Raw genomic sequence first — 18952 nt, 5'->3', positions numbered from 1 at the left:
CCGCATTTGCGGCCGGCTTTTTTATTGAAGCTTCGTTAGACACTGCTTACTTCAGCACCGAGGCTAGGGTGCTTTCCAACTGGGCGCCGCGCAGGTTTTTGGCAATGATTTTTCCCTGCGGGTCAATCAGGATGGAAAGCGGAATGGACTTCACGCCGTAGGTCTGGCCGGCAGCCGACTCCCAGCCTTTCAGGTCCGATACGTGGGTCCAGGTCAGCTGGTCGTCCTTGATGGCCTTCAGCCACTTGTCGCGGCTCTGGTCGAAGCTCACGCTGTAGATTTCGAAGCCCTGGCCCTTGCTCTTGAACTTCTGGTAGGCGCGCACCACGTTGGGATTTTCCTTGCGGCAGGGGCCGCACCAGGAGGCCCAGAAATCGATGAGCACGTACTTGCCGCGCAGGCTGCTCAGGGCTACTTCCTTGCCGTCGGGGGCCAGGAGCTTGATTTCCGGGGCCGTCTGGCCTTTGGCGGTGGAGCGCAGTGGGTCGAGGCGGGCCACCAGCGCCTTGGTATAGCGTGAGTTGGGCAGGGAAGTCTTAAACTGGTTGGCCATGGAGTCGGCAAACACGAACTCCTCGTCGGGGTTCAGCAGGTTGCTCACGACAAAAGCCGAGGCTACCGATTTGGGGTTGCGCCGCACCAGCGCCTTAATGGCCGCGTTGCTGCGCGCCTGGGTCGCCATATACTGGGCTTCCACGGCCTGCATAGAATCGGCGCGGCCGGTTTGGGCGGCCTGGTTGTAGCGCTGCTCCAAGGCCTGGGCCTGCACGCGGCTGCGGCCCATCACGGTGCCCAGCTGCTGCAGCATCTCCGAGTCGGGGGAGCCTTTCACGGTGTAGCCTTCCGAGAGGCGGGCGGCGTCGCCGCTTAGGGTGAGCTTGGTGCTGTTGTCGAGGGCCAGCAGCACCTGGTTCTGGTCGTTCACCTTCACCTGGTAGAGGCCGGCCTCGGGCACGGTGCCTTTAAAGGAGAATTCGCCTTTGTCGTTGACGGTGGCCGTATCGCGCGACACAAACTGGGTTTCGCCCAGTTCGGCCAAATACACCTGGCTGCCAGCCGCGGCGTTGGTCAGCTGGCCGTTGATCTGAAAGCCGGTGGCTGCGGCCCCGCCGTCGGTGGTGGGCACGCTGGATTTGTTGCAGGCATTGGCCATGCCCAGCACGGCGCCCATGTAAAGCAGACTCTTCATTTTACGCATCATTCAAAAAGCAAACCGGCCAAAGAAGGCGCCGGGAAAGTAGCAGACAAGGAAATCGGGCGCAAGTTGCCTATTCCTGGGGAATAGCGGAGCCAGTACCGGCCGTAATTGCTTAGCATAACCCGCAAATCCGGTGCAGAGTTGCAGCTGGCAAAGCGCCGCAGACGAAGAAGAAGGCAAAACAGGTCGGGCAATTTACCGCCCTCAGTCCAGCGGAATGTATTCCGAAATCTTCTGACCCAGGGCGCGGCCGTGCAGGTCGGTGGCCAGAATCCGGCCTTCGGGGCTCAGCAGCAGGTTGAAGGGCAGGGCCGTGACGCCGTAGGCACGGGCCCCGCTGCTCTCCCACCCTTTCAGGTCCGACACCTGGGGCCAGCTAAGCTGGTCGGCGGCCACGGCCCGCAGCCACTTGTCGCGGTTCACATCCAATGACACGCTGTAGATTTCCAGCCCCCGCGAGTGAAACTGCCCGTAGATTTTGCGCAGGTTGGGGCTTTCGGCCCGGCAGGGCCCGCACCAGGAGGCCCAGAAATCAACCAGTACGTACTGGCCGCGCAGGCTGCTGAGCTTCAGCGGCTGACCTTCAGGCGTAGGTAGCTGCAAATCGGTGGGCGCTACCGCGCTGTCCATCGTTTCGTGGTTGGCGGGGGCCGCGGCCCGCTGGCAGCTGATGGAGGTAAGCAAGAGGCTGCAGACGAGAAGAACACGTGCGCGGAAAGGCATGCTCAATATTCGGAAGCTCCACGGTAAATAGCAAACGCCCACCAGCCGCAGGGCAGTTGGTGGGCGTTTTACACATTCCTAGAGCTGTTGGGGCGCAAATCGTTCAACGACGAGACGCCAAGGCGGGCGCCTCTACCCTGATTAAGCGTCGAGCTTCTGGCGCAGGAGCTGGTTGGCGAGCTTGGGGTCGGCTTTGCCGCCGGTGAGCTTCATCAATTCGCCCATGAACATGCCGGTGAGGCTCTTTTTGCCGGCCCGGTACTCGGCCACCTTAGCCGGGTTGGCATCGAGCACCTGCTGTATCATGGCTTCCAGCGCCCCGGCATCCGACTGCTGCAACAGGCCCTGGGCCTCGGCAGCGGCGGCGGCGGTTTGCGTGGGGTTGTCAAGCAAGAACGGGAACAGCTGCTTGCTGGCTACTGAGTGGCCCACCTTGTTGTCGTCGATGAGCTGGATGATGTCGGCCAGGTGCCGGGGCGTGAGCGGGAATTGCTCCAGCGTGAGGGCCCGCTCGTTCAGGTAGGCCTTCACGGGGCCGGTTACCCAGTTGGCGGCGGCTTTGGCGTTGGAAGTCAGGCGCGTCAGCTCGTCGAAGTACAGGGCCATGTCCTTGTCGGCCGTCAGCACGGTGGCGTCGTAGTCGGACAAACCCAGCTCACCGGTGAAGCGGGCGTAGAGCTGCTGGGGCAGCGCGGGCAGCTCGCTCTGGATGCGGTGCAGCCAAGCGTCGTCGATGATGACCGGGGGCAGGTCGGGCTCCGGGAAGTACCGGTAGTCGTTCATGGTTTCCTTGCTGCGCTGCCCGCTGGTAGTGCCGGTTTGCGCGTCAAAGCCGCGGGTTTCGCTGATGATTTCCTCCCCGGCTTCGAGCAAGGCAATCTGCCGCTCTATTTCATACTCGATAGCGCGCTGCACGTTGCGGAAGGAGTTCATATTCTTCACCTCCACCTTGGTGCCGTACTGCGCGGCGCCTTTCAGCATCACCGACACGTTGGCGTCGCAGCGCAGAGAGCCTTCCTCCATGTTGCCGTCGCAGATTTCGAGGTACTCCACCAGCTTCTTGATTTCGGCCAGGTAGGCGTAGGCTTCCTCCGAGGTGCGAATGTCCGGCTCCGACACGATTTCGATGAGCGGCACGCCGGCCCGGTTCAGATCTACCAGGGTTTCTACCTCACCCGCCAGGTGCATGGATTTGCCCGCGTCTTCCTCCATGTGAATGCGCGTAACGCCGATGCGGCGCTCCGAGCCGTCGGAGAGGCGGATGTCCACGTGGCCCTCGTAGCAGATGGGGGTTTTGTCCTGGGTTATCTGGTAGCCCTTCGGGAGGTCGGGGTAGAAGTAGTTTTTGCGCGCAAACAGGTTGTCGCGGCGGATGTGGCAGTTGGTAGCCAGGCCCATTTTCATGGCGTACTCCACGGCTGTGTAGTTCACGCGGGGCAGCGTGCCGGGGTGGCCCAGCGTAATCACGCTTAGGTTGTTGTTGGGCAGGGCGCCGTACTCGTTTTCATCCGAAGAGTACATTTTGCTGCGCGTGAGCAGCTGGGCGTGTACTTCCAGGCCGATGACGGGCTGGTATTTGGCTTTAATAGCTTCGTCCATGTAGCACAGGTTGGCTTGCGCCGAACTTTGATTTCCGCAGCAGCTGCGGCGGGGCTGATTGTGGGTGCAAGTTAAGGACTCGGCCGCTAGGAGCACGAAAGCAGGCCGCAGGAAAGTTTTCCCGCCGCCCGCTTTCATTTCGTGGGTTCTGTGGCTTCCTCTGGTTTCCGGCAATTTGCCAAGGCATTGGCCTCGTTAGCCGAATAGCAGCCAGAACGGCTGTAGAGACGCATACTTGCGTCTCGTCGTCTGCGCCGTAACAACGATTGTCGTTTAACAGAAGTCGTTCAACGAGAAGACGCAAGTATGCGTCTCTACAGCCACTTGCTCAGTCGTTGAACACTGGCACGTTGGAATCCAGGAAGGCGGTGCTGGCTTTGTTGTAGGCCTCGTTGAACTTCTGGCCCTGGGTGTTCAGGGTTTTGATGTAGCGGTTGTAGTCCTCCACGTCGGCCCGGGTTAGCTGGTCTTTGCGCACCAGCAGCTCCTGCAGCTTGCGGAAGTCGTTGCCGCACTCCACTACGTAGAAGTTAGCCAGGTTCTTCGCCGCGTCGCGGTACTGATTCTGCTTGCCCCGGAAGGCGGGCAGGGCCGCCAGCTCGGCGGCTGAAGTTTCGGCCGCCGCTTCCAGCTGGGTGCGGGCCGCTTCGAAGGCCACAGCGTCCTGCTTGCTGAGGGCGGCGGAGAAAGCCGCATTAACCTTTTCGAGGCGGAACGTGGTCAGGTACACTTTGTGGTGGTAGGCGCTGACCTCGGAAATCTGCCGCATCGTCTCCCCCATTTTCCGGCTGGCGGGCGTTTCCTGCATGGTCAGGCCGAACTGCCGGGCGAAGCGCTGCTGAGCCGCTTCCACACTGTCGCCGGCGGCTTCCAGCTTGGCTTCGGCCTGCTCCATGATGTCGAAGTACTGCTGCATGGCTTCCAGGCTCTGGGTGCGGCCGGCGGCCAGGGCGTTTACCTTTTTGTAGTCGAGCGAGTACACGCTCAGCATCTGCTGGAACGAGGCTTTTGCTTTGTCGCGGAAGTCGGTGTTGCCTTTGAAGGCGGGCAGGTGCGAAATCTTGGCCAGGGAGAGTTTATTCTGGGTGATGACGTCCTGCAGGCGGGCCGCAATCTTCTTCTCGTTTTCGCTGTGCGCCGATTTGCTGATGTAGCGCAGGCACTTCTGCATCATCACCTGCTGCTCGGCCACGATGAAGTTGTTGTACTCCACGGGCTCCGTGAACTTGGTTTGGGCCGTGGCCGTGGTACCGGCCAGCAAAAGGAACGCGGCGGTAAAAAGGGTAGAAAGGCGCATAGAATGCTATAAAATGTGAAAGTTTATTGAATTTGAAAGGTCACCGGCACTGTAAAATCCGCGCTAGCCGGTTTTCCATCTAGCTTGCCAGGGGCCCAACCATGCAGCATTTTTACCACCCGTAAAGCTTCTGCATCCAGGCTCGGACTCACACTTTTCACAACGCGCGCATTGACTACCTGTCCACGGGAGCTAATTGTGAAACTGACCATAGACTTACCTTGCTCTCCGTTGCGAAGGGAGTTAGCAGGATATACTGTTGCTGAGCGGATAGCTTCCAGCAAAGCATTTATGCCGCCCGGATACTCTGGAAGTTGCATGAAAGGAATCCAGGTGGTGGATTTGCCGGCCGCATCAAAACACTGCGAAACTATGCGTTTACCTAGTTTAAATTCTTCCTGACGGCGCAAAACCCCGTTGAAATAATACACCAATACCTTTCCCTGACGTTTTCCAGCTACGAATCCTTCTTGGGTATATACCTGCCCCGACTCGAACCAGCGGCGATGGATACCATGTAACATACCCTTGTCCAGGTTGCTATAGGGAATTTCTTCCTGCTTTTTCCCCGAAGCATAGTAGCGGGTAATTACGGCTGCCGCCTTTGCCAGTCGTGTCGTATCAGTACGAGCGGCTTGCCAAGGGTGAAAACCTACGCTACTATTCTCACCTAACTCAGTTTTGAAGAATCCATTAATGGATTGCCCAGCCGCAGAATAAGTACCTAGCAAAGAAAAAGTTATACTAACTATCCAAGCACAATGCTTAACAACACCAGAGAAGGACATTATTCAATAGTAATAACGAATATAAAAAATGGGTACTGTAAGATACTCTGCCTTACAATGCCCTTTGTGGTTTAGTAGCCGAATAGTCAAAGCTATTACACTAACTATTGATTAGCAACTACACCAGCAGCTCGCTTGCTGGCTTGGCCAGCCGCGTTCTTGCCGCCGGCCAAGCCAGCAAGAGCACAGCGGCAGTAAAAAGGCTGGAAAGTCGATTATTCAATCCTTAGCTTCTCAAAAGTCATCTGATTTTGAAAGTAACAGGCACCGTCATATTTACTACTATCGGCTCCCCGTCCAGTTGACCTGGAATGAATGATTTCACTTTTTGCACTGATTGCATGGCCGCCGCCTGCAGATAAGTGTAGACCCTTCGTACCTCTGGTGTGGCGTCAGCGGGCAATTCTGCAGGCTTGATGTTTTCTACTTTGCCGTCCTTTGCCACCTGGAACTTCACCAGCACTATTCCCTCTACATGGGCGCGAACCGCCTCAATCGGATATATGATGCGCCGGCCGATATCATTCAAAAAAGCGTCCTGGCCACCCGGGTATGTTGGCATGACCATATAAGGGAAATAGGGCACTGGCTTACCATCAGGGCCGAAGCATTCGCCGCTGGCTTCTTGACCAGATATGATTTGCTCTCGGCGCCGAAGCGTACCAGTGGGATAAAAAGTAACCCGTTCGCCCTGCACCTTGCCTAGCACAAAGCTTTCCTGCAATCGAATCTGGCCGTTTTCATAGTATTCCAAGTGAGCCCCATGCCATACATGGGATTTGCGATTCAGGAAACCACGGAAAGAGGACAGTTTACCGCTGGGCAGGTAGAATTGCTTTTCAATACCTCGGATGCTATCTGTTAGTATTGTTTCAACCCTAAAAACTGCTCCTACAGGTGAACTCACCCGTTGATGCTTACCATCTAAGTATTCGGTGCGACGATTAATTTGCGTGCTGTCGGGCAAAGGGGCGCCCGACAAGGCACCTGCTAACCCCAGGGCTAACAGTAACATGACATATTTCAAAATCAAAAAGAATCAACGTTAGAGTAGATATTTGCTCGGCTATCTGTACAGCTAGCTTTTGAAAACAGCCTTCAGAGTAGCCGAGCAAATTACAATACATCTTTTTCGACAACATCTACCCCAGCAGCCCGCTCACCAGCGCCTCGGCCTTGCTGATAGCGGCACTCAAACCAGCCACGTTCTTGCCGCCGGCCGTGGCGAAAAACGGCTGTCCGCCGCCCCCGCCCTGGATTTCCTTGGCCAGCTCGCGCACCAGCGCCGAAGCGTTGAGCTTGCCGCCTTTGGCCAGCTCGTCGTCCAGCATCACGGCCAGTTGGGGCTTGCCGTCGATTTCGGCGCCGAGCACGGCTACCAGGTTCGGCACGGCCTGGCGCAGGTTGAAGGCCAGGGTTTTGAGCGAGTCGGCAGAGGACGCCTGTACCTGGGTCGCCAGGAAGTTTACGCCGTTCAGCGCCTTCACCTGGCCGGCGAGCTGGTCTTTCTGCTGGTTGATGCTCTGCTGAGCAAACTGGTCGATCTGCTTGCGCAGGCCGGCAATTTCCTCGGTTTGCTTCTCGATGCTGGAAATAAGGTGCTGGGGGTTTCCCAGGGCCTCACGCACCTGCACCAGCAAGTCCAGCTGCTGGTTTACAAAGGCTTCGGCGGCTTCGGCCGTCACGGCCTCAATGCGGCGCACCCCGGCCCCTACGGCGCTTTCCGAGGTGATTTTGAAGAAGCCAATGTCGCCGGTGGTGCGCACGTGGGTGCCGCCGCAGAGCTCCACCGAGAATTCGCGGTCGAAGGTGATGACGCGCACGAACTCCCCGTACTTCTCCCCGAACAAGGCCGTAGCGCCCAGGCTCTTGGCTTCGTCGATGGGCACGTTGCGGCGCTCATCCAGCGGAATCTGCTGGCGAATACGCTGGTTGACGATGGTTTCGACCTGCCGCAGCTGGTCGTCGGTTACCTTGGTGAAGTGGGAGAAGTCGAAGCGCAGCAGCTTCTCGTTCACCAACGAGCCTTTCTGGGCTACGTGCGTGCCTACCACCTCGCGCAAAGCTGCCTGCAGCAAGTGCGTAGCGGTGTGGTTGCGACGGATCTGGTCGCGGCGGGCGGCATCGAAACGGGCCGTAAACTCGCCTTCCAGGTCCTGGGGCAGCTCCAGCACGGTGTGCACGATGAGGTCGTTTTCCTTCTTGGTGTCCAGCACGCGCACCTTGCTCAGCGCCGACTCCAGGTAGCCCGTGTCGCCAATCTGCCCGCCCGACTCGGCGTAGAACGGGGTCTGGTCGAGCACCACCTGGTATTCGGTTTTGCCTTTGCGGTCGGTGCGGCGGTAGCGCAGAATGCGGGCCGGGGCCTGCTCTTGGTCGTAGCCCACGAAAGCCGGCTGCTCCTCCGAGTCGTGCACGATTACCCAGTCGCTCTGCTCGGCCTCCTGGGCGTTGCGGGAACGGTTTTTCTGCACGGCCAACTCCTTGTTGAAGTCAGCCTCGCTCACCGTAAAGCCTTTTTCCCGCGCCAGCAGGGCTGTCAGGTCGAAGGGAAACCCGAATGTATCGGACAACTCAAAGGAAATCTTGCTGTCAATAAGGTTGCCATTCTGTCGAAAGCTTTCTTCCAGAGCATCAAAACGCCGAAGTCCTGATTCCAGCGTTTTAAGAAAAGCTATTTCTTCTTCTTCAACTACCCGTTGAACAAACTGCGTTTGCGCTTTCAATTCAGGAAATATGCCGGCCATATGGTCAGCAAGGACCGGGACTATTTTGTATAGGAACGGCGTTTTAATACCTAACCAAGAATAATAGTAACGCACGGCCCGACGCAGAATGCGCCGAATAACGTGACCAGCTTTTACATTAGAAGGCAGCTGACCATCGCTAATTGCGAAGCTGATTGTTCGGATATGATCTGCAATGACGCGGACAGCAATATCCGTTTTCTCATTTTCAGTGGTTGGCAAATCCGTCACTTTGGCCGGAGAAGTGCCATGATATTCTACTCCTGCTTCCCTAGCAATGAACTGAATCAGCGGCTGGAATACGTCAGTGTCGTAGTTGGACTTCACGCCCGAAACGGCCATCATCAAACGCTCGAAGCCCATGCCCGTATCTACGTTCTGCTGAGGCAGTTTTAGCAGCGACTTATCGGCACGGCGCTCGAACTCCATGAACACGTTGTTCCAGATTTCAACAACCTGGGGGTGGTCGGCATTCACCAGCTCGGCTCCACCTTTCTGAGCAATTTCCGCCTCGTCGCGCAGGTCGATGTGGATTTCGGTGCACGGACCACAAGGACCCGTATCGCCCATTTCCCAGAAGTTATCTTTCTTGTTGCCGGGCAGAATACGGTCGTCAGTGGTGTACTGGCGCCACAAGTTCTGCGTCTCCGTATCGGGGCCGAGGCCGTCACCCTGGTCGCCCTCGAAGTAGGTAACATATAGCCGCTCCTTAGGCAGCTTGTACACTTCGGTGAGCAGTTCCCAGGCCCAGGCAATGGCGTCCTTCTTGAAATAATCCCCAAACGACCAGTTGCCGAGCATCTCGAACATGGTGTGGTGGTAGGTGTCGTAGCCTACCTCTTCCAGGTCGTTGTGCTTGCCCGACACGCGCAGGCACTTCTGGGTGTCGGCAATGCGCTTGAAGGGCGCGGGCTTGTTGCCCAGGAAGTAATCCTTGAACGGGGCCATGCCCGAGTTGATGAACAGCAGCGTAGGGTCGTCCTTGACCACGATGGGCGCCGAGGGCACGATGTGGTGACCTTTGGAAGCAAAGAAATCCAGGAATTGCTGGCGGACGTGGCTGGCGGTGTGCAGTGACATAACGGGAATAGATGACGGCGGGCGCAGAAATTGGCCGCGGCCGGGATTTTGGCTACTTTTCGCCTTTCCTGCGGAAAGGCGCTTCCGGCAAAGGTAGCCGACTTTACAGAAGTGAGAAATCAGAAAGTAGAGCTTAGATCGGTTCCGACCGGTTTTCAGCCTTTATTCCTCTCTCTAGCTACCCGCTCTAAGTTCTATTTTCTCAGCTCTGAGTTCTACCAGAATGCCCTACAAAGACCGCGAAATCGAAAAGCAGTACTTCACCATCGGCGAGGTAGCCGCGCAGTTCAACGTGGCGCCTTCGCTGATTCGCTTCTGGGAAACGGAGTTTGAGGAGCTGCGCCCGCGCAAAAGCAAGAAAGGTAACCGCCTCTACACGCCCCAGGATATCGACACGTTCCGCACCATCTACCACCTGGTGAAGGAGCGCGGCTACACCATTCCAGGCGCCCGCGACATGCTCAAGCAGAAAGGCCCCCAGCTCAAGGAGAAAATCGACGTGATTCAGAGCCTGGAACGGGTGCGCAAGTTCATGGTGACGATGAAAAAGGAGCTGGACGCCATTGGAAAGGCGCAGCAGGGATAAATAGAAGAGGTGAATTCAGTATTTATTATTTTAAATCCTTGACTTACAGCAAAAAATATATCCATCAATTCCTTACAGTAATCTGGGTAGTGAGCCTGATACTGGTATTGCTCACCTCATTCACTCCACTAGAGTTCAATCCGATTCAGCTAACATACATACCGAGATGGGGACTCTGGTTTTTGGTTATTCCAGCGACACAGTGGCTCAGAACGTCTACCAAGATTTTGCCGAGGTTCTGGAAATCTATACCATGGCTACTCTGGGTACCCCTTTTGCTACTGCAGTTACAATACAGCATTAATCATTATAGGTATAATGACCATATACCACTTAGATATAGTGACCCCAGATTTTTCAGAAAAATCCGCTTCAGCTTACTCAGACTTGATGAAGTTTTTGCTGCCCAGTTGCGCACCCCGTATCATTTCTACGATTGGCATACAATTTCAATCCATTACCGCTGGGGAAACCGGGTAGTTGCTCATCAACTGCTGCATACTCCATGGGGTGGCCAGCCACGGCGGGTAATCGTTAGTCCAATTCTTCCTGGCCTACAATGGTGTACACCAATTCCTTACGATAGTCTTCTAAAGATACCTTGGCAGATTACCGATACTACCAAAGTTCGTGCATTTGAACGCGCCTTTGCGCATTGATTCGATGGAATGACTATTCCTACTTCTGCTGATATCCTAATCCACGAAGTCGCGCTGACGCTGTTTCCCGGCGTGGGGCCGCAGCTCACGCGGCAGCTGATGAGCTACGGGGGCTCGGCGCGGAACGTGCTGCACCTGCCAACGGGCAAGCTTCTCAAGATTCCGGGCGTGGGGCCGGCCACGGTGGCCGTGCTGACCGGCAAGGAGCGTACGGCGGCCCTGCAGCAGGCGGAAGCAGCGGTGCGGAAAGCGGAAAAGGAAGGCATCCAGCTGCTATTCTACACCAGCAAGCAGTTCCCGGCCCGCCTTAAGCAGATTCCCGACGCGCCGGTGCTGCTCTACTACCAGGGCACCGCCGACCTCAACCAGCCCAAATCCCTGGCGCTGGTAGGTACCCGCCAGGCCACCGACTACGGACGCGAGCAAACCGAGCGGCTGGTGCGCGGCGTAGCCTCCCACCGCCCGCTGATTGTAAGCGGGCTGGCCTACGGCATCGACATTGCCGCCCACCGCGCGGCTTTGCAGGAAGGGCTGGAAACGGTGGGCGTCATGGCCACGGGCCTCGACGTGATTTACCCCCACGCCCACCGCAAAACCGCGGAGAAGATGCTCACCCAAGGCGGTTTGCTTACCGAATTTCCCTTCGGCACTCCGCCCGACAAGTACAACTTCCCCGCCCGCAACCGCATCATCGCCGGGCTGGCCGATGGCACCGTGGTGATTGAAGCCGCGAAAAAAGGCGGGGCGCTGATTACGGCCGACCTGGCCCAGGGCTACGACCGGGACGTGCTGGCGGTGCCCGGGCCCTTGGGCTCGGCGGCCTCCGAAGGCTGCCACGAGTTGATCAAAACCAACAAAGCCGCGCTGTACTCCGAGCCAGCCGACATCGAGCAGGTGCTGAACTGGGACCTCGCCCTCCACCTCACCGGCAAGCCCCAGGCGCCTGCCACATTCGACCCACTGGATTTCACGGCGGAAGAATTCGGGTTGCTGACCGTGCTACAGGCCGCGCCCAACCGGGAGGAACACCTCGACACCCTGGCCTGGAAAGCTCAACAGCCCGTGCATCAGGTAGCTTCCCTCCTGCTGGGGTTGGAGTTTCGGGGGCTGGTGCGGGCGCTTCCGGGCAAACGGTTTGGGCTCGTCTAAACTATCCTGACCTGTTTAACGCCCGCTATGCGCCCTATTAAAAAGCTTCTTTTACTTGCCCTGACATCCGCTGCTTTCGGCACGGCGGGCTGGGCCTACTATCGTGGGCCTGTGCGGCAGCGGGCCGTAGTGCGGCAGTTTACCCAACTCGACCTCCGGTTAGCGGCTAACAATCGGCTGGCAGAGCAACAAGACCGGACCACAATCCGAGGAATTAAGCGGGTAGTTGGTCGCAACCGTAACAATATCCGCGATGTGGCGGTGCTCCGCAGGGCCGAGCAAATCGGCTTCCGCACCCAAACTATTATTGATACCCTGCAAACCTTGCGGCGGCAGCTCAGCACGGCTAAGGCCAGCACCCAAAATTCATCTACCCTGGTGACAGTGGCTCCGGCAAGTATCACCGTGTTGGCTGCCCACCTCGATAGTTACGTTGCTTTCATCCGGCAATTTGTTCCCAACGCCGCCCCGCTAACGCAGGTCTTCGCTACCTACTCCAAGCCAAGCGAGTTCGGAGCCTTTTACTTTAAGAATAGGCCCCTGGCAGCCGTGCTCTCTACCTTTACTCAGGTGGAGGCGCAGATAAGACGCTACAGTGAAGAAGCTTTGATGAGTCAAATCATGAGAGTCAATTCTGAAGGCATCTTTAATATGATTGCCCTGCAGGCAGTGGCCGAATCCAAGACGGTGGCACCTGGTGCTGCCTACCGTAGTCAATTGTTTTTGGGCCAAACTATTTCCGATGGCCATTTTCAGAAAGCCACTGTCAACGGTAAACCAGTGCAACTGCTGTACCCTGGGCATGCTAAGGTTGAGCTTCAAACCGCACCCGCCGGCCCAGCGCAGCCCGATACGGTACGGGCCCAGTGGCAGGGAGTTATCCGAGCGGAGGGGTATCCATCTGATACTGCCTGGCAAGTGACGGTGCCTTATTTCATCGTTAAACCAACTGCGCCATGAGCCGACTCTCCAAAATATTGGTTGGCCTGACCGTGGCAGTACTATGCGCTATGGTGTATGCTTTCTACCAGCAGCAGGCCCTGCAAAACCGGTTGGACAGGCAGCTGGAGGAACTCGACTGGACTCTCGCCGGGCTGAATGAGCGCAATAATCAGGCAGCAGAAGGCCGCTTAAAAGGCATAGAGGCGTCTGTTCTTAAAAATCGGAGCCAGCGTAGCGACCTAGCCGTCCTTCATGCCGCCGAAAGCTTGCGCAGTCAGACCAACGCCTTGCTCAATGCCCTGCAGGCTCACCGTGAAGCACTGCTTCGAGCTACGGGCAACGTGCCGGGGGCCCCTGGGCTGCGCCGCTACAACAAGGCCGACAACGTAACGCGGTACATAGGGTCGGGTACACCAGCCGAACGGCAGCTGCAGCAACAAGTGGCTCAATACGCAACCCAAACCCGGCAGCCATACCTCCGCGACTCGGTGCAACTGACTTTCCCTCTTTTTCAAAATACTCCCGTGGTAGTGGCCCTGGCGTCTCTCACGCAGCTGGAAGCAGATGTACTGACCCGTGAAATGGGGATTCAGCAGGAAATGGCCCGCCGGGTTGGGGCAGAGCAACTACCCAGCAACTTAAGAATTATGGCCTCGGCGGAATCCAGCACCGTGGCCCCCGGTGAAGTATACCGCGCTGATTTTTTTGTAACGAAGGTGCTGGCCGTAAAGGGTGCCCAGATGTTCTGCAACGGGCGGCCCGTAGAAGTAGATGCCGATGGCATAGGGCACGTAAGTTTTCAGGCCCCAACCCGCCCTGGACCCGCCAGCTGGCAGGCATCAATGCGCATTCGCATCAATGGTCGTGACAGCACGTTCCAGCTGCGGGTGCCGTACCACGTAGCCCGCCCTTAATTTCTGCTGATGCTGCTTCTCAACGGCCACTTGCTGCCCACTGCCGCCCTTCCCCTGCCCAACCGCGGCTTCACCTTCGGCGACGGGTTCTTTGAAACCCTGATTTTTGCGGGAGGGCAGCTGCGCTTTGGCGTCCAGCACTTTGCCCGGATGCAGGCCGCCGCCGCCGCCCTTTACCTGGAACTACCGGAAGCCCTGGCATCGGCCGAGCAACTGGAGCTGGAAATGGGGCGCCTGGCAGCGGCCAATGAGCTGACGGCCGCCCGGGTGCGTCTGCAAATCTGGCGGGCCGGGGGGGCCTCTACACCCCGGAAACATCCTCCGCCGAATGGCTGGCAACGGCGGCTCCCTTCGTGCCGAATGAAGCTCCAATTGCGCGGGTGGCCTTTGCGCTGGGCACGCACGCCATCTATTCTCCTCTGAGCTTTTGCAAAGGGCCGCAGGCATGGCTGTACGTGCTGGCGGCCCGGGAGCGGCAGCAGCGCGGCCTCGATGAGCTGGTGCTGCTGTCGGCAGCCGGGCACGTGGCCGAAACCACTTCAGCCGCCATTTTCTGGGTGAAGGATGAGCAGCTTTACACCCCGGCCCTGGCCACGGGCTGCGTGGCGGGCGTACACCGGGCCCACCTGCTGGCCCGCGCATCGTCGCTGGGCATAGCTACTCACGAAGTGCTGGCCGCGCCCGAGGAGCTGCTCCAAGCTGAGGCAGTATTGACGGCAAATGTGGCGGGCTGGCGGTGGGTTGCCCAGCTACAGGAGCACCACTATGCGCCCGAGCACCCGGCTATGCTCACTCACCTGCTGGCCAGTAAATGAGCTATGAGTTTGCTGTTGCCCGTTGCTAGTTGTCAGTAGCGAATGAACTAACTGGCGCTGACAACTAGCAACGGGCAACTTCCAAGAGGCAATTTATGCCGAGGCGGCCAGGGCAAGCCGGGAGGGGTGCTGCTGACGCCGGGCCCGCATGGTGCGCCAGCTTTCTTCGTGCTCGCGCAGGTCAGCTTCCGTTACGTCATTTTCCTCCAGAATCTGAGGCAGCGGCTTGTCGCCCGCGGCTACGGAGTACAGGGCCACCCATGCCCGCTGCTGGCGGGTCAGCGCAGTTATCGAAGATGCTTGCAGTGCTGCCATAACCGAGAACGTAAGAACGAACAACTCCTGGTTCATCTTACGAACTGGCAATGGCAGTCGGATTCATTTACTTATAACTTTCTTATAAAGAATAGGCCTATACCTATAGAAGGAAGCCTGACAAGCAGTTGGCTGGGCAACACGCCTATACCGCAACCGGAGCTTTGATGGCCGGGTGGGGCTCGTAGTTTTCCAGCGTAAAGTCCTCGTACCGGAAGCTGAAAATATCCTGCACTTCGGGGTTCAGACGCATCTGGGGCAAGGGGCGCGGCTCCCGGGTGAGCTGCAGGCGGGCCTGCTCCAGGTGGTTGCTGTAAAGGTGCGTGTCGCCGCCGGTCCAGATGAATTCGCCGGGCTCCAGGCCGGTCACCTGCGCCATCATAAGGGTGAGCAGGGCGTAGGAGGCAATGTTGAAGGGCACGCCCAGGAACACATCGGCGGAGCGCTGGTAGAGCTGGCAGCTGAGCTTGCCGTCGGCTACATAGAACTGAAACAGGGCGTGGCAGGGCGTGAGGCGCATGAGGGGCAAGTCGGCCACGTTCCAGGCCGATACCACCATGCGGCGCGAGTCGGGCTGGGTGCGCAGCAGGTGCACCATCTGGCTGATCTGGTCGATGCTCTGCCCGTCGGGGGCCGACCAGCTGCGCCACTGCTTGCCGTAGATGGGGCCCAGCTGCCCGTTTTCGTCGGCCCACTCTCGCCAAATCGACACGCCCACGTCTTCCAGGGACTGGTTGCTGGTGTCGCCGCGCAGAAACCACAGGAGTTCGTGAATGATGCTTTTGAGGTGGACTTTTTTGGTTGTCACCAGGGGGAAGCCCTCGGCCAGGTCGAACCGCATCTGGTAGCCAAACACCGAGAGCGTGCCCGTGCCGGTCCGGTCGGTTTTCCGGGTACCGTGGTCGAGGATGTGTTGGAGCAGGGCGTGGTACTGGCGCATCGGAAGGGAAAGCTAAGAAGGATACAGCTTCAAAAGTAAAGAAAGTAGCCCGAGGCCGACAAGGTTTATTGACTCTAATGCCGGCTTAGCGAATATGGCTGTGCAAGAAAAAGCCGCTCGGGTTGGAGCGGCTCTTCACGCGGGGTTAGCACAACGTCCGGTCATTATGCTGTCCTACAAAGTAGTATCCAAGCTCCTGTTGCCGCTATTTATTTGCGCCCAGCTTCTTCAGGTGCTCTACCGCGCCGGTATTCTTCGGATTCAGGGCCAAGGACTGCCGGTAGTTGCTAATGGCCAGCGCGGTATTGCCCTGCATTTCGTAGGATTCGGCTAGGCTGTCGTAGGTGTTCCAGCTGCCAGGGTGCAGGCTCACGTTGAGCTTGAACAGCTCAGTGGCGTAATTGACGTTGCCCTGCCGGGCCAGCGTATAGCCCCATTCGTTTACAAATTCTTCCGACAGGTGCAGCTCAGGGTGTTTTTTTCTGACAGCCTTAAATACCTCAAGTGCCTGCTTATACTCCGTAGCTGCCAGGCTGTTTCGGAAGGCCTGGAGGGCCGGCGGCGCGCCGTACACGCCTTCCTGTATCTGGTCGGCCAGGGCCCATAGCCGCCCCTGCGTTGCCCGGTCCGATTCGTTGACCAGCAGCACGAGGCCGAAGCCCAGTTCAGGGTAAAAGCTGCAGTAGCTGGCAAAGCCGAAGGTGCCGCCGGTGTGTACGAACTGCCGTTTGCTGTCCGGGGTCTTGCGCACACTCCAGTTCAGGCCAATGGCCTCTTCGTCCACGCTTCCCCAGGTTGTCTGATGAGTTAGGGCTACGGCCTTGTTGGTTTCTGCGAGCTGATATGCCAGGTACTTCGCCATGTCAGCCGCGCTGTAGCGCAAGCCCCCGAAGGCTCCAGGCTCTCAATGAAGTGGTACGGCATCCGGTGGCCTTTTTCGTTGTGCCCCACCGCCAGCAGGCTGTTCCCGGCTTTTGCCTGCAGAGTGCTGCGCATCTGGAGCGGCTGCGCAATGTATTTCTCCACCAGCTGCTCAAAGGGAGCCTGGTAGACGCTTTCCAGAATGTAGGCCAGCAGCTGCGCCCCGGTGTTGGAATGCCGCGGAATCAGCCCGGGCATGGTATCCACCTTAACGGAGTGCAGTTCGGCGTAGAAATCCTGCCTGGTGTAGGCGCGGTCCGCCCTGAGAATAAGGAACGGCACTGAATCGGACGGGGCTTGCTGCAGCATAGCGCTCCGGTCGGGCACATTGTCGGGCAGGGCCGAGGTAGTGTTAGCCAAATGCACGAGCCGGATGGGCTTACCGGCGTAGGCCAGGTTCGGGTACTTCCCGGGCAGGTACTTGCGGATGTCATCCGCTAAGCTCACCCGCTTTTCCAGCACGGCCTGGGCCAGCAGAAGGCTGGCAAACGTCTTGCTGACCGAGCCGATTTCGTAGATAGTATGCTGGGTGGGCACCTTGCCTGTACCCTTCTCCGTGGTGCCGAAATTGTAAAAGTAGGTTTGTCCGTCTTTAACAATGCCTATCGAAAGGCCCAACGCGGTAGGCTCTTTGATGAACGCCTCCCCCACCCGTTGCATTACTAAGTCAAGCTGTTTTTGGGCGTTGCTGCTTGCGGCGGGCCCCGTGGGTTGGCCAAACGCAAAGGAAGCTTCCAGCATCAACAGGCAGGTAAGCAGGATAGCGCGGTTTGCAGTCATAGAAGTCTGTATTTCCCCAGGACACTGCCGCTACCCGAAAAGGTTACAGCCCGTCATCAAGTTTTTAATTAAATAATTACTACCCTAGCATTGTGACTCCATGAGGCCGCAGCAGAAAGCCACTTAGCTATAACTCCGAAAGACGGGCAATTTCCGGCAATACTTCCCGCCAAGCATCTGTCTCGGCGTAGTGCTTTACTACACGCCCCCGCTCTTCCAGAAAACGGCTTAGGTAGCGTTTCAGCACCAATGCATCGACTAGTTTACCTAGCCAACCTAATGGAGACTCAAACTGGAAAACGTCACGCATGACGGTAACCGAATCTACAGACGTGAAATGATGCTCATGCCGCATAGACCGAAAGGCTCCCTGTTGCATTTCATCACAGAAAAAAGCCGGTGCCTCGAGCTCGGTTATTTTACTTGTCAGGCGTTGCCACACCCCGAAATGACGAGCCCGAAATGTAACAGAGTCGCCCAACCTCAGTAGGCCACTTCGAATGTCGCCTATGATTTCTTCCTGTGTCTTACTTGCAGAAACCGCGTGCAGATCAACGCTCAGCGCCAGATAGAAGCATCTTTCCTGAGGAGCGTTGATGCGTGTGAGGACCTCAATAGTTGACATGCTTACGTGTTGCTGCTTACTCATCTTGTATTATGTACCAGGCATGCTTCTCTGAAGCCTAGTGCACCTTGCTTTTCAGCCTGCTTCAAATATCTCTTAATAGGCGCGTATTTGACCGTTTGAGGCACATTAACCGAAAAGTAACCAGGCAAATGGCTGCCTTCCCAACTGCACCCGAGCTTCTCCAATGCCTGCTGTATACTACCTGCTACATCTGCTTGCATAGCTATAATATGCAGCGTTGTGTTGCCGGATTCAACCACCAAATCTTTCACAACCAGTTCTCCTTCCTCTTCTTCCACTAGCACGACATCACCTAAAGCATAACCCGTCACAAAAAACGGGATATTATCCAGCTGGTATAAGCCCTGCTCTTGATTTACTATCTGAGCCCACATACTCTCCACATAGTCCTCATCAAGAACGGTGTTGAAGAAGCGGAAAATTACTTTAACAGCTCCTGCTGTTTCTATTGGCTTCATATTCTTTGTAAATTCCTTGAAAACAAAAACACCCCGTAAGCCTATGGCCCGGGGTGTTTCCATTCATACGTATATCCCTTACATCGACTTCACGGCCGGTGCAGCCGCTGGCGCCGGCGTTACCGCGGCAGTTTTGGCGCCTTTCTTCGCGCAGCAGGAACCGCCCGCAGCTGGTTTCTCGCCGGGCGTGCAGCTGCCTTTGGTAAGGCTGGCGGTGGCTTTCTTGGACTTTTTGCCTTTGGCATCGTTGGGGCCTTCGTTGGCCGAGGCCGAACCTACAAAAGCAAACAGGGCGAGGGCGAGCAAAGCGTTTTTCATGGCAGTACTTGGGGAAAACAGGAAACAAAACCGGAAAAGCAGCGGTTGGCTATCCGCCTGCTCTAAGGTAGCAA

18 protein-coding genes and 1 pseudogene are annotated in these 18952 nt (G+C 57.3%); 5 read left to right on the top strand and 14 right to left on the bottom strand.

All coding sequences use genetic code 11. From position 1 onward, the window contains the following. Nucleotides 1-46: 46 nt before the first annotated feature. The 7 genes from LRS06_RS20375 to alaS form a co-directional block, all read right to left on the bottom strand. Nucleotides 47-1189 (bottom strand): TlpA disulfide reductase family protein, encoded by a 1143-nt coding sequence (locus LRS06_RS20375; RefSeq protein ID WP_257873204.1) that lies wholly within the window; start codon nucleotides 1187-1189, stop codon nucleotides 47-49. Between the two features lie 213 nt (nucleotides 1190-1402). Continuing rightward, nucleotides 1403-1882 carry a TlpA disulfide reductase family protein gene (locus LRS06_RS20370; RefSeq protein ID WP_257873203.1) on the bottom strand — a complete coding sequence of 160 codons (480 nt, stop codon included), beginning with the start codon at nucleotides 1880-1882 and terminating at the stop codon, nucleotides 1403-1405. Between the two features lie 180 nt (nucleotides 1883-2062). Beyond that, on the bottom strand, nucleotides 2063-3520 hold the full coding sequence (gene gatB, locus LRS06_RS20365; RefSeq protein WP_257873202.1) for an Asp-tRNA(Asn)/Glu-tRNA(Gln) amidotransferase subunit GatB: 1458 nt from the start codon (nucleotides 3518-3520) through the stop codon (nucleotides 2063-2065). Between the two features lie 328 nt (nucleotides 3521-3848). Further along, on the bottom strand, nucleotides 3849-4817 hold the full coding sequence (locus LRS06_RS20360) for a hypothetical protein (RefSeq protein WP_257873201.1): 969 nt from the start codon (nucleotides 4815-4817) through the stop codon (nucleotides 3849-3851). A 23-nt stretch (nucleotides 4818-4840) separates the two neighbouring features. Further along, nucleotides 4841-5605 carry an energy transducer TonB gene (locus LRS06_RS20355; protein ID WP_257873200.1) on the bottom strand — a complete coding sequence of 255 codons (765 nt, stop codon included), beginning with the start codon at nucleotides 5603-5605 and terminating at the stop codon, nucleotides 4841-4843. A gap of 241 nt (nucleotides 5606-5846) precedes the next feature. Then, nucleotides 5847-6620, bottom strand: a complete 774-nt coding sequence (locus LRS06_RS20350) for an energy transducer TonB (protein ID WP_257873199.1) — start codon at nucleotides 6618-6620, stop codon at nucleotides 5847-5849. Between the two features lie 127 nt (nucleotides 6621-6747). Beyond that, on the bottom strand, nucleotides 6748-9432 hold the full coding sequence (alaS, locus tag LRS06_RS20345) for an alanine--tRNA ligase (protein WP_257873198.1): 2685 nt from the start codon (nucleotides 9430-9432) through the stop codon (nucleotides 6748-6750). A 223-nt stretch (nucleotides 9433-9655) separates the two neighbouring features. Here alaS and LRS06_RS20340 point away from each other — a divergent pair, with 223 nt between their 5' ends. The 5 genes and pseudogenes from LRS06_RS20340 (at nucleotide 9656) to LRS06_RS25630 (ending at nucleotide 14497) form a co-directional block, all read left to right on the top strand. After that, nucleotides 9656-10018: a MerR family transcriptional regulator gene (locus tag LRS06_RS20340; RefSeq protein WP_168679806.1), complete on the top strand. Its 363-nt coding sequence runs from the start codon at nucleotides 9656-9658 to the stop codon at nucleotides 10016-10018. A gap of 668 nt (nucleotides 10019-10686) precedes the next feature. Beyond that, the gene (dprA, locus tag LRS06_RS20335; protein ID WP_257873197.1) at nucleotides 10687-11826 is read left to right on the top strand and encodes a DNA-processing protein DprA; all 1140 of its coding nucleotides are present in this window, start codon (nucleotides 10687-10689) and stop codon (nucleotides 11824-11826) included. A 27-nt stretch (nucleotides 11827-11853) separates the two neighbouring features. Further along, on the top strand, nucleotides 11854-12786 hold the full coding sequence (locus LRS06_RS20330) for a hypothetical protein (RefSeq protein WP_257873196.1): 933 nt from the start codon (nucleotides 11854-11856) through the stop codon (nucleotides 12784-12786). Continuing rightward, entirely contained in the window at nucleotides 12783-13682 is a 900-nt protein-coding gene (locus tag LRS06_RS20325) for a hypothetical protein (RefSeq protein WP_257873195.1), read from the top strand. Before LRS06_RS20330 ends, LRS06_RS20325 begins: the two co-directional genes overlap by 4 nt. Nucleotides 13683-13691: 9 nt before the next feature. Then, nucleotides 13692-14497 (top strand): annotated as a pseudogene (locus tag LRS06_RS25630) (aminotransferase class IV). A gap of 93 nt (nucleotides 14498-14590) precedes the next feature. On the opposite strand, the gene LRS06_RS20310 reads toward LRS06_RS25630, so the two are convergent. The 7 genes from LRS06_RS20310 to LRS06_RS20280 all read right to left on the bottom strand — a co-directional run bounded on the left by LRS06_RS20310 (nucleotide 14591) and on the right by LRS06_RS20280 (nucleotide 18878). Continuing rightward, nucleotides 14591-14812, bottom strand: a complete 222-nt coding sequence (locus LRS06_RS20310) for a hypothetical protein (RefSeq protein WP_257873193.1) — start codon at nucleotides 14810-14812, stop codon at nucleotides 14591-14593. Nucleotides 14813-14957: 145 nt separating this feature from the next. Then, nucleotides 14958-15752 carry a thymidylate synthase gene (locus LRS06_RS20305; RefSeq protein ID WP_257873192.1) on the bottom strand — a complete coding sequence of 265 codons (795 nt, stop codon included), beginning with the start codon at nucleotides 15750-15752 and terminating at the stop codon, nucleotides 14958-14960. 205 nt (nucleotides 15753-15957) lie between these two features. Next, a complete protein-coding gene (locus LRS06_RS20300; RefSeq protein ID WP_257873191.1) occupies nucleotides 15958-16614 on the bottom strand; it encodes a serine hydrolase in 657 nt (218 codons plus the stop codon). After that, nucleotides 16566-17453, bottom strand: coding sequence for a serine hydrolase (locus LRS06_RS20295; protein WP_257873190.1), 888 nt, complete (start codon nucleotides 17451-17453; stop codon nucleotides 16566-16568). Before LRS06_RS20295 ends, LRS06_RS20300 begins: the two co-directional genes overlap by 49 nt. Before the next feature lie 127 nt (nucleotides 17454-17580). Further along, nucleotides 17581-18078, bottom strand: a complete 498-nt coding sequence (locus LRS06_RS20290; protein WP_257873189.1) for an SRPBCC family protein — start codon at nucleotides 18076-18078, stop codon at nucleotides 17581-17583. A gap of 20 nt (nucleotides 18079-18098) precedes the next feature. Further along, a complete protein-coding gene (locus LRS06_RS20285) occupies nucleotides 18099-18623 on the bottom strand; it encodes a DUF4265 domain-containing protein (protein WP_257873188.1) in 525 nt (174 codons plus the stop codon). A gap of 15 nt (nucleotides 18624-18638) precedes the next feature. After that, nucleotides 18639-18878, bottom strand: coding sequence for a hypothetical protein (locus LRS06_RS20280; protein WP_257873187.1), 240 nt, complete (start codon nucleotides 18876-18878; stop codon nucleotides 18639-18641). Between the last annotated feature and the right edge of the window lie 74 nt (nucleotides 18879-18952).

Origin of the sequence: Hymenobacter sp. J193 (assembly GCF_024700075.1) — a bacterium.
Lineage (GTDB): Bacteria > Bacteroidota > Bacteroidia > Cytophagales > Hymenobacteraceae > Hymenobacter.
This window is presented reverse-complemented; position numbering and strand designations above follow the sequence as displayed.